At 68.4% G+C, this 11,911-nt stretch carries 13 protein-coding genes; 5 read left to right on the top strand and 8 right to left on the bottom strand.

Going from position 1 to position 11,911, the window contains the following annotated elements; genetic code table 11:
- Positions 1-147 precede the first annotated feature (147 nt).
- Positions 148-1,290 carry a CaiB/BaiF CoA transferase family protein gene (locus tag AC1DY5_RS23770; protein WP_478115329.1) on the top strand — a complete coding sequence of 381 codons (1,143 nt, stop codon included), beginning with the start codon at positions 148-150 and terminating at the stop codon, positions 1,288-1,290.
- Positions 1,291-1,313: 23 nt separating this feature from the next.
- On the opposite strand, the gene AC1DY5_RS23775 is transcribed toward AC1DY5_RS23770, so the two are convergent.
- The gene (locus AC1DY5_RS23775) at positions 1,314-1,586 is read right to left on the bottom strand and encodes a metal/formaldehyde-sensitive transcriptional repressor (RefSeq protein WP_478115330.1); all 273 of its coding nucleotides are present in this window, start codon (positions 1,584-1,586) and stop codon (positions 1,314-1,316) included.
- Between the two features lie 47 nt (positions 1,587-1,633).
- On the opposite strand from AC1DY5_RS23775, the gene dmeF reads away from it, so the two are divergent.
- Positions 1,634-2,602 carry a CDF family Co(II)/Ni(II) efflux transporter DmeF gene (dmeF, locus tag AC1DY5_RS23780; RefSeq protein ID WP_478115332.1) on the top strand — a complete coding sequence of 323 codons (969 nt, stop codon included), beginning with the start codon at positions 1,634-1,636 and terminating at the stop codon, positions 2,600-2,602.
- Here the strand turns inward: dmeF and AC1DY5_RS23785 are convergent.
- The 6 genes from AC1DY5_RS23785 to AC1DY5_RS23810 all read right to left on the bottom strand — a co-directional run bounded on the left by AC1DY5_RS23785 (position 2,580) and on the right by AC1DY5_RS23810 (position 8,821).
- Complete coding sequence (locus AC1DY5_RS23785; protein ID WP_478115334.1) at positions 2,580-3,041, bottom strand: EVE domain-containing protein; 462 nt, start codon at positions 3,039-3,041, stop codon at positions 2,580-2,582. The two genes, dmeF and AC1DY5_RS23785, sit on opposite strands and share 23 nt — an antisense overlap.
- A gap of 58 nt (positions 3,042-3,099) precedes the next feature.
- Positions 3,100-5,136 (bottom strand): molecular chaperone HtpG, encoded by a 2,037-nt coding sequence (gene htpG / locus AC1DY5_RS23790; RefSeq protein WP_478115350.1) that lies wholly within the window; start codon positions 5,134-5,136, stop codon positions 3,100-3,102.
- 131 nt (positions 5,137-5,267) lie between these two features.
- Entirely contained in the window at positions 5,268-6,302 is a 1,035-nt protein-coding gene (locus AC1DY5_RS23795; RefSeq protein ID WP_478115335.1) for an ABC transporter substrate-binding protein, read from the bottom strand.
- Positions 6,303-6,360: 58 nt separating this feature from the next.
- Complete coding sequence (locus tag AC1DY5_RS23800; RefSeq protein WP_478115336.1) at positions 6,361-6,699, bottom strand: hypothetical protein; 339 nt, start codon at positions 6,697-6,699, stop codon at positions 6,361-6,363.
- A 113-nt stretch (positions 6,700-6,812) separates the two neighbouring features.
- Positions 6,813-8,165, bottom strand: coding sequence for a sensor histidine kinase (locus AC1DY5_RS23805; protein WP_478115338.1), 1,353 nt, complete (start codon positions 8,163-8,165; stop codon positions 6,813-6,815).
- Positions 8,162-8,821, bottom strand: coding sequence for a response regulator (locus AC1DY5_RS23810; protein ID WP_478115340.1), 660 nt, complete (start codon positions 8,819-8,821; stop codon positions 8,162-8,164). The genes AC1DY5_RS23805 and AC1DY5_RS23810 overlap by 4 nt, the downstream gene beginning before the upstream one ends.
- A gap of 195 nt (positions 8,822-9,016) precedes the next feature.
- On the opposite strand from AC1DY5_RS23810, the gene AC1DY5_RS23815 reads away from it, so the two are divergent.
- Positions 9,017-9,523, top strand: a complete 507-nt coding sequence (locus tag AC1DY5_RS23815) for a DUF3761 domain-containing protein (RefSeq protein WP_478115342.1) — start codon at positions 9,017-9,019, stop codon at positions 9,521-9,523.
- Positions 9,524-9,528: 5 nt separating this feature from the next.
- Here AC1DY5_RS23815 and AC1DY5_RS23820 read toward each other — a convergent pair whose 3' ends face one another.
- Positions 9,529-10,296: a pseudouridine synthase gene (locus AC1DY5_RS23820; protein ID WP_478115344.1), complete on the bottom strand. Its 768-nt coding sequence runs from the start codon at positions 10,294-10,296 to the stop codon at positions 9,529-9,531.
- A gap of 171 nt (positions 10,297-10,467) precedes the next feature.
- On the opposite strand from AC1DY5_RS23820, the gene AC1DY5_RS23825 reads away from it, so the two are divergent.
- Together AC1DY5_RS23825 and AC1DY5_RS23830 are read left to right on the top strand one after the other, a co-directional pair.
- Positions 10,468-10,680 carry a hypothetical protein gene (locus tag AC1DY5_RS23825; protein WP_478115346.1) on the top strand — a complete coding sequence of 71 codons (213 nt, stop codon included), beginning with the start codon at positions 10,468-10,470 and terminating at the stop codon, positions 10,678-10,680.
- A gap of 130 nt (positions 10,681-10,810) precedes the next feature.
- On the top strand, positions 10,811-11,773 hold the full coding sequence (locus tag AC1DY5_RS23830; protein WP_478115348.1) for a Bug family tripartite tricarboxylate transporter substrate binding protein: 963 nt from the start codon (positions 10,811-10,813) through the stop codon (positions 11,771-11,773).
- The last annotated feature ends 138 nt before the right edge of the window (positions 11,774-11,911 follow it).

Below are 11,911 nucleotides of genomic sequence, written 5' to 3' on the forward strand. Positions count from 1 at the left end.
ATGCATGGATGCATGGGGGCCAGCGGGGCGAGTCGGGGAAACCAGGCGAGCCGCGCAATCAAGGCCGGATATAAGGACGCAGCCGACTTCTTCGCAGCACAACACAAATTCTTCTTGCTATCCGGGAGGCATCCATATAAGCCCCACATGACATCCACCGTCAACACCGGCGCGCTGGCCGGCCTCCGCGTGCTCGACATCTCGCGTATCCTCGGCGGCCCCTATTGCGGCCAGATCCTCGGCGACCATGGCGCCGACGTGCTCAAGGTCGAGCCGCCGCAGGGCGACGACACGCGCACCTGGGGCCCGCCCTTCAAGGACGGCGTGGCTTCTTACTACCACGGCCTGAACCGCAACAAGCGCACCATGGCGCTCGACCTCGGCAGTGCCGAAGGGCGCGAGGCGCTGCTGGCGCTGGTGGCCGAGGCCGACGTGCTCATCGAGAACTTCAAGACCGGCACGATGGAGCGCTGGGGCATCGGCTATGACGAGCTGTCGAGGCGCTTCCCGCGGCTGATCTGGTGCCGCGTGTCGGGCTTCGGCGCCGACGGCCCGCTCGGCGCACTGCCGGGCTACGACGCCGCGGTGCAGGCCATGACCGGCATCATGAGCATCAATGGCGAGTCCGACGGCGGGCCGTTGCGGGTCGGGCTGCCGGTGGTCGACATGGTGACCGGGCTCAACGCGGTGATCGGCGTGCTGCTGGCGCTGCAGGAGCGCAATCGCAGCGGGCTCGGCCAATTCGTCGAGGCGGCGCTGTACGACAGCGGCCTGTCGCTGCTGCATCCGCATGCGGCCAACTGGTTCCTCGACGGCCGGGCGCCGCGCCGCACCGGCAATGCGCACCCCAACATCTATCCCTACGACGCGCTCAAGACCGGCACCGATCCGATCTTCCTGGCGGTCGGCAACGACCGCCAGTTCGCAAGCTTCTGCCGCACGATCGGGCTGCCCGAGCTCAGCGACGACCCGCTCTACCGCGACGCCGGTTCGCGCTCGGTGAACCGCGACGGCCTGAAGCAGCGGCTCGAGGCCCAGTTGGCGCAGTTCGACGGTCGCCAGTTGGTCGACCAGTTGATGGCCGCGGGCGTGCCGGCCGCGCCGGTGCTGGCGGTCGACGCCGCGCTCGAGCATCCCCACACCAAGCACCGCCAGATGGTGGTCGAGATGGAAGGCGGCTACCGCGGCATCGGCGCGCCGGTGAAGCTGAGCCGGACGCCGGCCAGCTACCGGTATGCGCCGCTGACGCCGGGTACGCGCTTCGACCCCGACGCCGAACCGCCGCACTGACGATTCCTTGAAGTCGGCCCGGCCTACTTCAGATAGGAGCGCAGCGCCGCGACCACCGCCTCGGTGTCCTCGCCGCGTTGCGCCGCGCCCGCGTCGGGGCCCAGGTGCTCGCGGATGTGGCCTTCGAGCACCTCCAGCATCAGCCCGTTGACGGCACCGCGTATGGCGGCGATCTGCTGCAGGATCGCCATGCATTCGGCGCCCTCGCCGAGTGCGCTCTCGAGCGCCGACGCCTGGCCCTTGATGCGGCGCACCCGTGCCAGCAGCTTTGCGCTTCCCATGATGGTGTGGCTCATGCGCTGATTCTAGGCCGCGTCGATATACTGGGGTACAGTATATGACCATGCAGACTTCACACGCGGCCCGCGGCTGGCAGCACTCCCACGTCTTCGACCCCGGCAATCCGCTGGCCGAGCGGGCCACGCTGTGGGCCGCGGCACTGACCGCGCTGATGATGGTGCTGGAGATCGCGGGCGGGTGGGCCTTCCATTCGATGGCGCTGCTGGCCGACGGATGGCACATGAGTTCACACACGGTGGCCCTCGGCCTGTCGGTCGCTGCCTATGCGGCGGCGCGGCGCTTCGCCGACGATCCCCGCTTTTCCTTCGGCACCTGGAAGATCGAGATCCTGGGCGGCTACACCAGCGCGATCCTCCTGATGCTGGTGGCCGCGTCGATGCTCTGGCAGTCGGTCGAGCGGCTGCTGGCCCCTGCCGCCATCCGCTACGACCAGGCGATCGCGATCGCCGTCCTGGGCCTGCTGGTGAACCTGCTCTGCGCCTGGCTGCTGCGCGGCGGCCATCAAGGCCACCACCACGCGCATGGCGCGCACGATCACGCCCACCACGGACACGACGACCTGAACCTGCGCTCGGCCTACATGCACGTCGTGGCGGATGCCGCCACCTCGGTGCTCGCGATCCTCGCCCTGTTCGGCGGCAAGCTGTGGGGCGCGAACTGGCTCGATCCGGCAATGGGGATCGTCGGCGCCGCGCTGGTGGCCAGCTGGGCCTGGGGCTTGGTGCGCGAATCCGGCCGGGTGCTGCTCGATGCCGAGATGAGCGCGCCGGTGGTGGCCAAGATCCGCGAGGTGATCGAAGCCAGCCCGGTGTCGGCCACCCTCTGCGACCTGCATGTCTGGCGCGTGGGCAAGGGCAAGTACGCCTGCCTCGTCTCGCTGGCCACCGAGGGCGACGTCGGGCCCGACTACTTCAAGCAGCAGTTGCGCATCCACGAGGAACTGGTCCACATCTCGGTCGAAGTGAACCTGGTGGCTGCGGCGGCGGAGCTCAGGCCAGCAACTGCTCGATGAGCCGCCAGTGCGGCGCCTCGACCGGCGTGATCGACAACCGGTTGCYCTTGCGCAGCACCAGCATGTCGGCCAGCGCCGGCGTCGCGCGCAGTTCGGGCAGCGACAGCAGCCGGGTCTTGCGCAGCGCCTGCACATCGAGCAGCAGCCAGCGCGGCTGCTCGGGCTTCGACGCCGCATCGAAATAGGGCGAGGCCGGATCGAACTGGGTCGGGTCGGCGCGCGTACCCGATGCGACGCGCGCGATGCCGACGATGCCCGGCTCGGGACAGCTGGAGTGGTAGAACAGCACGCCGTCGCCGACCTGCATCGCGTCGCGCATGAAGTTGCGCGCCTGGTAGCTGCGCACGCCAGTCCAGGGCACGGTCGACTTCGGGGCCGCCAGCGCGTCGTCGATCGAGCACTCGTCGGGCTCGGATTTCATCAACCAGTAGTGGGCCATGGCCTGGCATTCTGGCCTAAACGACGGGCGGCTGGGCCAATCCTGGACGCGGGCCGGCTCAGACCAGTAGCGCGTTGACCCGGCGCACGTAGGCCGCCGGATCGGCCGGCAAGCCGCCTTCGGCCAGCAGCGCCTGGTCGAACAGGATGTTGGCCAGGTCGTCGAAGTGCGCCGACCCCTCCAGCTTCCGGACCAGCGGATGCTCGGCGTTGACCTCGAGCACCGGCTTGAGGTCGGGCGCCGGCTGGCCGGCCTGCTTGAGCATGCGCGCGAGCTGGGTGCTCATGCCGCCGTCCTGCACCACCAGGCAGGCCGGTGAATCGACCAGCCGCGTGGTGACACGCACGTCCTCGGCCTTGTCCTTGAGCGCCTCCTTCAGCCGCTCGAGCAGGGGCTTGAAGGACTCGGCCGCTTCCTCGGCCGCCTTCTTCTCGGCTTCGTCCTGCAGCTTGCCCAGGTCGACCGCGCCCTTGGCCACGCTCTGCAGCGCCGTGCCGTCGAACTCGGTCAGGTAGTTCAGTGCCCACTCGTCGACGCGGTCGGTCATCAGCAGCACCTCGATGCCCTTCTTCTTGAAGATCTCGAGCTGCGGGCTGTTCTTGGCGGCGGCCAGCGTGTCGGCCGTGATGTAGTAGATCGCGTCCTGGCCTTCCTTCATGCGCGACTTGTAGTCGGCGAAGCTGACGCTGACCGTGTCGCTGGTGCTCGAGGCGAAGCGCAGCAGCTTGGCGATGCGATCGCGGTTGCCGAAGTCCTCGCCCAGGCCTTCCTTGAGCACCGCGCCGAACTCGGCGTAGAACTTGGCGTACTTGCCCGACTCGTCGGTGTAGCCGGCCGCCGCCTCGGCGGCGGGCGTGCTGTCGGCGGCCTTTTTGTCGACCACGTCGGTGACGCCTTCGGTCGGCTCGGGCGCCGGCACCGATTCGCCGGAACCGACGTCGATCTTGCCCTCGCTGCTCTCGGATGCCGTCTTCTGCTTCTTGGCCAGATCCTCGAGCATGCCGAGCACGCGCTTGGTGCTGCCCTCGCGGATCGCCTTGACGTCGCGGCTTTCCTGCAGCAGCTCGCGGCTCACGTTGAGCGGCAGGTCGGCCGAGTCGATCACGCCCTTGGCGAAGCGCAGGTAGCTCGGCAGCAGCGCCTCGGCATCGTCCATGATGAAGACGCGCTTGACGTAGAGCTTGACGCCCGCGCTCTTTTCGCGGTTCCACAGGTCCATCGGCGCCTTGGCCGGGATGTAGAGCAGCTGGGTGTACTCGGTGTTGCCCTCGACCCGGTTGTGGCTCCATGCCAGCGGCGCCTCGAAGTCGTGGCTGATGTTCTTGTAGAAATCGACATACTGCTCGTCGCTGATGTCCTTCTTGGGCCGACTCCAGAGCGCGCTGGCCTTGTTGACCGGCTCCCACTCGCCGGTCTTGACCATCGCGCCGCCCTTGTTGTCCTCGCCTTCCTTCCACTCCTCCTTCTCCATGAGGATCGGCAGCGAGATGTGGTCGGAGTACTTGCCGATGATCGACTTGAGCTTCCAGGCGTTGAGGTATTCCTGGGCGTCGTCGCGCAGGTGCAGCGTGACGCTAGTGCCGCGCCGCGGCCGCGCGATGCTGTCGACCTCGAAGTCCCCGGCGCCGCTGCTGACCCAGCGCACGCCTTCTTCCGCGGGCAGGCCGGCGCGGCGCGATTCGACCGTGATCTTGTCGGCCACGATGAAGCCCGAGTAGAAGCCGACGCCGAACTGGCCGATCAGCTGCGCGTCGGCCTTCTGGTCGCCCGAGAGCCGGCTCATGAACTCCTTGGTGCCGCTCTTGGCGATGGTGCCGAGGTGGTCAATGGCTTCCTGCTGGCTCAGGCCAATGCCGGTGTCGGTGATGGTGAGGGTCTTGGCCCCAGCGTCAAAGGCGACGCGCACATCGAGCTGCGGCTGGTCCTCAAACAGCGCCGGCTGGTCGATGGCTTCGAAGCGCAGCTTGTCGCAGGCATCCGAGGCGTTGGAGATCAACTCGCGCAGGAAGATTTCCTTGTTCGAGTAGAGCGAATGCGTCACCAGGTGCAGCAGTTGGGCGACTTCGGCCTGGAACGGGAGTGTGGTCTTGGAAATGGTCATGGCGCGGGAACGATCAAAGAAACAGAAAACAGCTCGCCGGCGGCGAGTGTTCGACTTTACAAGAGCTGAGCTGGGGCCGGCCGACCTGCTCTCAAGACTCGGGCCGGTTTCAAAACCTTACAAGGCTAGCGCGGCTGCGACTCCACTTCGCGCGTCCAGCGGTCGATCAGCCGCTTGCGCTCGGCCGCCTGGCCGTACTTCTCGAAGTCGTACCTGATCAGCTTGACGCCGTCCATCGACGGGATCCGCGGGTCGGGCTTGAAGGTCCGGTTGGCCGGCGACTGCAGGCTCCCCGCCTGGGCGCCGATCGCCTGCCCGGCCGGGCTCATGAGCCAGTCGTAGTAGCGCTGCGCGTTGGCGCGGTTGCGCGCGCCCTTCACCAGCGCGATGCCGCCGATCTCGTAGCCGGTGCCCTCGCACGGCGCCACCGCCTTGACCGGGTACTTGTCGTGGCGCCACTTGTCGAAGCCGAAGATGAAACTGATGCCGACCGCGACCTCGCCCTTGGCCACGTTGGGCGCCTGGGCCTGGCCGCTGCGGGTGTAGGTGTTGGTGTTGCGGTGCAGCTTCTTCAGRTAGTCGAAGGCGGCGTCCTCGCCCATCAGTTGCACCAGGCCGGCGACGATCGTGTAGCCGGTGCCGCTGGTGGCCGGGTGCGACATCTCGACCTCGCCCTTGTATTCGGGCTTGATCAGGTCGGCCCAGCAGCGCGGCTCGGACAGGTGCTTCTTCTTGAGAACCTCGGTGTTGAAGCCGAAGCCCATGGCGCTGGTGTAGAAGCCGCCGACCCGGTTGCCCGACATCGCGTACTGCCTCACCGACCAGTCGTACAGGTCGTTGACGTAGGCCGGCCGGTAGGGTTCGAGCAGACCCTCCTCGGCCGCTTGCAGGAACGGGTCCCCGGTGCCGCCCCACCAGATGTCGGTCTTGGGGTTGGCGGCTTCGGCGCGCAGTTGGGCGCCGATCTCGCCGGTGCCCTTGTGCGCCTGCAGCACCCGGATGCCGGTGGCGCGGCTGAACTCGGCCGCAGCCGCCTCGCACCAGCCGGCGTCGGTGCTGCAGAGCGCGTTGACCGTCCCCTGCGCAGCGGCGCCGGTTGCCGCCAGCAGCCCCAGGAGCGCACTGAGGACGGCGGCGTGTCTGGAGCGGAAGTGGCGCATGGCGGGATCCCGGGTTTCGCGAAGGAAACCGCAGGATAGCGCCTGGCGCCGTCACCGATCAGCGCGGCGTGCCCGAAGTGATGCCGGCCATGCCGGTCGACTGGCCGATCGACTCGGTGTTCATGGGATGCGCGGCCTCGATCGCGCCCTGGCGGACCTCCGCCCGCGTGAGCTGAGAACTGACCATGGGCGCCGCGGTCGACTGGCCGACGGACTCGGTGCCCGTCGGGCGCGCCGCGGCCATGGCGCCGGCATTCACTTCGGGGTTCGGTGCCGTGTTGTTGGTCTGCATCGGATGATAGTCGGAGCCGTCCGACTGCGCGCTGGCGGTCATCGAGGCGAAGGCCCCCAGGGCGGCGAAGGCGCCGAGGGCGAGGATCTTGATGGAAGCATGCATGAGGGATCTCCTGGAGTTGCACGGGGCCGGACTGCAGCACGCGAAGGGCGGCGCGGGCGGCCTGTTGGCAGTCTAGGCAGGCTGTCTGAGCGGGGAATGAGCAAAGAATGAGTTCAGGATGAGCCCGGCAGGACCACGCGGGCCCGCAGGCCCCTGCCATCGGTCCGGTTCGCCAGCTCGATGCGCAGCCCGTTGCGCAGCGCGGCGGCCTGCGCGATGGCGAGTCCGAGTCCGCTGCCGCCGGGCGGCGCGCCGGCGGCCCGGAAGAAGCGGTCGAAGACGCGCTCGAGCTGGTCGGCCGGAATGCCCGGGCCATCGTCGAGCACATCGACCACCGGCTGGCCGTCGACCCGGTGCAGCCAGACGTCGACCACCCCGCCCTCCGGTGCGTAGCGCACCGCGTTGTGGATCAGGTTGTCGAACACGCTGCGCAACTCGGCCGGCGGCGCGGAGACCAGCGCGACGATCCGGCCCTCGAAGCCGACGTCGATGCGGCGCTGATCGGCCAGCACCATCAGCTGGCTCACGCTGTCGCGCAGCAGCATGGCGACATCGACCGGTCCGCTCGACGCCGCCGCGGGCGCATCCTGGCGCGAAAGCCGCAGCAACTGCTCGATCAGGTGCTGGGCGCGCTTGACCCCGCTTTCGAGCTGGGCGAAGCGCTCGACGGCGTCGCCGGCCGGCACGTGGGCGCGCAGGTTCTCGATCTGCAGGCCGATCGCGGCCATCGGCGTGCGCAACTCGTGGGCGGCATCCTGCATGAAGCGGCGCTGCGTCGAGAGGGCCTTGCGCAGGCGCCCGAGCAGGTTGTTGTAGGCGCTCACCAGCGGCGCGATCTCCTCCGGCACGCGGGCGACGGCCACTTCGACCATGTCGCCCACTTCCTGCGCGGCCACGTCCCGTGCCACGGCGCGCAGCGAGCGCGAGGCCGCCGAGACGATGAACAGCAGGATCAGCAGTGAGACGGGCAGCAGCAGCAGGATCGGCAGGCTCTCGAACAAGGCCCGCCGAACGATGCGATTGCGGCGGAAACCGTCGTTCTGCAGCACCTGCACGAGCGGCGCATCGGACTGCGATCCACCCTCCGCGGTGTAGACGCGCCATGCGTCCTCGCTCCCGGTGCCGATGCGCACATCGCTGAACCCCGGCTGGTCCTGCAGCGGCAGGGCCAGCCCGGGCCAGGAGGAGGCGAGCAGCGCACGGCCGTCCGGGCTCCAGACCTGGACGACGAAGGTGCCGCGGCGAAGCGCATCGTCGCGGGTGGTCGCATCGAGCGCTGGCGGCCGGTGATGGGACGCGTGCGATTCGGCCACCAGGCGCATCTGGTCGTCCATGAAGTTGTTGACCAGGCGTCCGTAGGCAACGTACGAGAACCAGACCGTGGCCGCGATCGCCACCAGGTGCAGCGCCACCAGCCACAGCAGCAGCCGTCCGCGCAGCGACCGGGGCCGGAAGGACGCCTTCACGCCGGCACGACCCGCCAGCCGAGTCCGCGCACGTTGCGTATCGTATCGGCGCCGAGCTTGCGCCGCATGCCATGGATCAGAACGTCGATGGCGTTGCTGGTGACCTCCTCGCCCCAGCCGTAGATGCGGTCCTCGAGCTGCTCGCGCGACAGGATCGCGCCGGGCCGCTCGAGCAGCGCGTGCAGCAGGGCGAATTCGCGCGCGGTCAGGACCTCGCGCACGCCGTTCACGATCACGTCGCGGGTCGTCAGGTCGAGCTGGAGCACCGCGGTGCCGATCACCGAATGCGCGGCGCCGTCGCGCCGCCGCACCACGGCGCGCATGCGCGCCAGTAGCTCGCGCAGTTCGAAGGGCTTGAGCAGGTAGTCGTCGGCGCCAAGGTCGAGCGTGTGGATGCGGTCGTCGAGCCCGTCGCGCGCCGTCAGCACCAGCACCGGCGTGGCATCGCCGCGCTTGCGGGCGCGCCGCAGCACTTCGGTGCCGTCTTCCCCGGGGAGGCCGAGATCGAGCAGCACGCAGGTGTAGCCGCCGTCGGCCAGGGCACTGTGCGCCAGCACGCCGTCGCGGACCCAGTCGACCGACCATCCGGCATTGTCGAGCGCGTGCACGAGGCCGCGGCCGATCATTTCGYCGTCTTCCACGAGCAAGGCGCGCACAGGTCTCTCCTTGGCGTTCCGCACGCCGCGCGGGCGAGGCTACGCCTGATTTCTTAGGCTTGCATGAGCGCCCCTATGAGGGAACGAGCGCGAACAGCTGCCCGTTTTGCTGCTCCGCAGCAAGATTGGTCAGGTCGCGTTCAGAGAGCACGCGCACGATGGTTGCTCCACATACACGCTTCAGGAGTACCCCGGATGAATCTCGCCCTCAAGTCATTGCTGGTTGCGGCCGGCCTGCTGGGCGCGCTCGGCGCCCAGGCGCAGCAGCTTCCGGCGGGCGCGCCGGCCGGAACCACCGTCCAGTGCAAGGACGGAAGTTTCGCCTCGCCCGACAACAAGTCGGGCGCCTGCCGCGGTCACAAGGGCATTCAGACCTGGTACGGAAAGGCCGACGCGAAGGCCGCGGCACCGGCAGTCGCTGCGGCTCCCGCGGTCGAGACCCAGTCGGCGGCGGTCGCCAAGTCGGGCGTCGCGCCGAGCACCGGCGCTGCCACCAAGACGCCTGGAAAGCCMGATCCGTCGACCATGGCCGCGGCGCCCGGCGGCGGCGCGGGCAAGGTCTGGGCGAATGACGAGACGAAGGTCTACCACTGCATGGGCGACCGCTACTACGGCAAGACCAAGAAAGGCGAATACTTGAGCGAGGCGGAGGCCAAGGCGAAGGGCATGCACGCCTCGCACAGCAAGGCCTGCGCGGGGTAGCTTCCTCAAAACTTCTCGTTGACGCCCAGATAACGCCACTGCCCGACCGGCAGGTTGCCCAGCACCACCTGGCCGATGCGGATGCGCTTCAGGCCCACCACCTTGAGCCCGACCTGCTCGCACATGCGGCGGATCTGGCGCTTCTTGCCTTCGGTCAGCACGAAGCGCAGCTGCTCGGGGTTCTGCCAGTCGACCTTGGCCGGCTTCAGCGGCTGGCCGTCCAGGCTCAGGCCATGGCGCAACCGGGCCAGCTCCTCGCGCGGGAAGGCGGCCTGCGAGTTCTGCGCCACCGGTCCGTAGGAGACCCGCACCAGGTACTCCTTCTCGATGCCCGAATCCTCGCCGATCAGCTGGCGCGCCACGCGGCCGTCCTGCGTCAGCACCAGCAGGCCGACCGAATCGATGTCGAGCCGGCCCGCCGGGGCGAGTCCGCGCAGCTGCGGCGGCGAGAAGCGGTTGCGGCTCGGATCCTCGCGCCAGTGGGTGCGCGGGTTGATCAGCACCACCGCGGGTTCGTGGCCGTCCTCGGCCTGCCCGCTGACATAGCCCATCGGCTTGTGCAGCAGGATCGTGACCTGCTGCTGCTGCTGGTTCTGCGCCTTCCTGTCGACCTCGATGCGGTCGGAGGGCAGCACCTTGACGCCCATCTCGGCCACCTGGCCATTGACCTTGACCCAGCCCTGCGCGATCCAGTCGTCGGCCTCGCGGCGCGAGCACAGGCCCAGCTCGGCCATGCGCTTGTTGAGGCGGGAGGGGGCGGGGGTTTCGGGCATCGCGGGTCGGTTCGTGGGGCTCGGCGCTGCATTGTCCGCGATCCGCGGATGGGCGTTTTTCACATCCTCGGCGGCTGTTGCAATTCGGGGCGCCGCCGCGTGATTTCGTTGCTGTGCGCGCAGCCATCGCCTGCGTACAACCGGTGCTATGGACTGACCAAGGAGCCGCTTATGGACACTGATGCCATCGAACTGATCGTCGACGAACCGATCGCCGGCCATTTCTACTGGGTGCTGCAGAAGCAGGACGGCTGCGACTGCCGGCCCATCGAAGCCGCCGAAGGGCCGTTGCCGACCTACGGCGCGGCAATGATGGCCGGCATCGCCGCGCTGCAGCGGCGCACCGACGCGCGGGACCATTCCGGTCCGTCCACGATCCACTGACGCGGCCTGGCGGGCTCGCCATCGGCGAGCTCGCCCCTCTCGAATGGCGAGCACTGCGGCGCTCTCGTTCAGGCACACTCTCGGCGCAAGTGCGCCGCATCCTCGCGGCGCCCGAACGACGAGACATCCCATGATCCGAAAGCTGCTCACCCTCGCCGCCCTGGCGCTGGCCTTCACCGCCGCGCAGGCGCAACCCTATCCCGCCAAGCCGATCCGCATGATCGTGCCCTTCCCGCCCGGCGGCGGCACCGACATCCTGTCGCGGCTGGTGGCCAACAAGCTGACCGAGGCCAGCAAGTGGACCGTGGTGCCCGACAACCGCGCCGGCGCCGGCGGCACCATCGGCATCGCCGAAGCGGTGCGCTCGGCGCCCACCGGCTACGACATGGTGATGGGCCAGAAAGACAACATGGTCGTCGCGCCCTGGCTCTACAAGAACCTCAGCTACGACCCGACCAAGGACCTGGTGGCGGTGGCGCATGTCGCCTACACGCCGGTGGTGATCGTGACCCGCAGCGACTCGAAGTTCAAGACCCTGGCCGACGTCGTCAACGCCGCCCGCGCGGCGCCCGATTCGATCACCTACGGCTCGCCCGGCAACGGCACCACGATCCACCTGGCCGGCGAGATCTTCAAGACCGCCGCCAACATCAAGATGCGCCACGTGCCGTACAAGGGCTCGAACGCCGCGATGATGGATGTGCTGGCCGGCAACGTCGACCTCATGGTGTCGTCGCTGCCCTCGGCCATGAGCCAGATCCAGGGCGGCAAGCTGCGCCCGCTGGCCGTGACCTCGGCCCGCCGCAGCAGTTCGCTGCCCGACGTGCCCACGGTGGCCGAACTGGGCTACAAGGGCTTCGATGTCAGCACCTGGTATGGCCTCTTCATGCCCGCTGGAACGCCGAAGGAGATCGTCACGACCGTCAACGCCGAGGTCAACAGGCTGCTGGCGACGCCCGAAATGAAGGCCGCGATCATCGCCCAGGGCGCCGAGCCGCAGGCCATGACGCCTCAGGAGCTCCAAACTCTGCTGAAGACCGACTACCAGAAATGGAAGGGCATCGTGCAGGCCTCGGGGGCAACCATCGAGTAAGGCTCAGAGGCTGAGAAGCTTTTAACTTTTGGCTGAAGAGAGTTGCTGAGCAAAGCGCCTGAGGATCGCCGGGTCCAGGAGGCGAAACGCGTCGCCGAGGTGCCATGCCGGTGCGGCAAGCGCGCTGATGGGGAGCCT

The sequence above is a fragment of the Variovorax sp. P4_D9 genome (assembly GCF_056401695.1).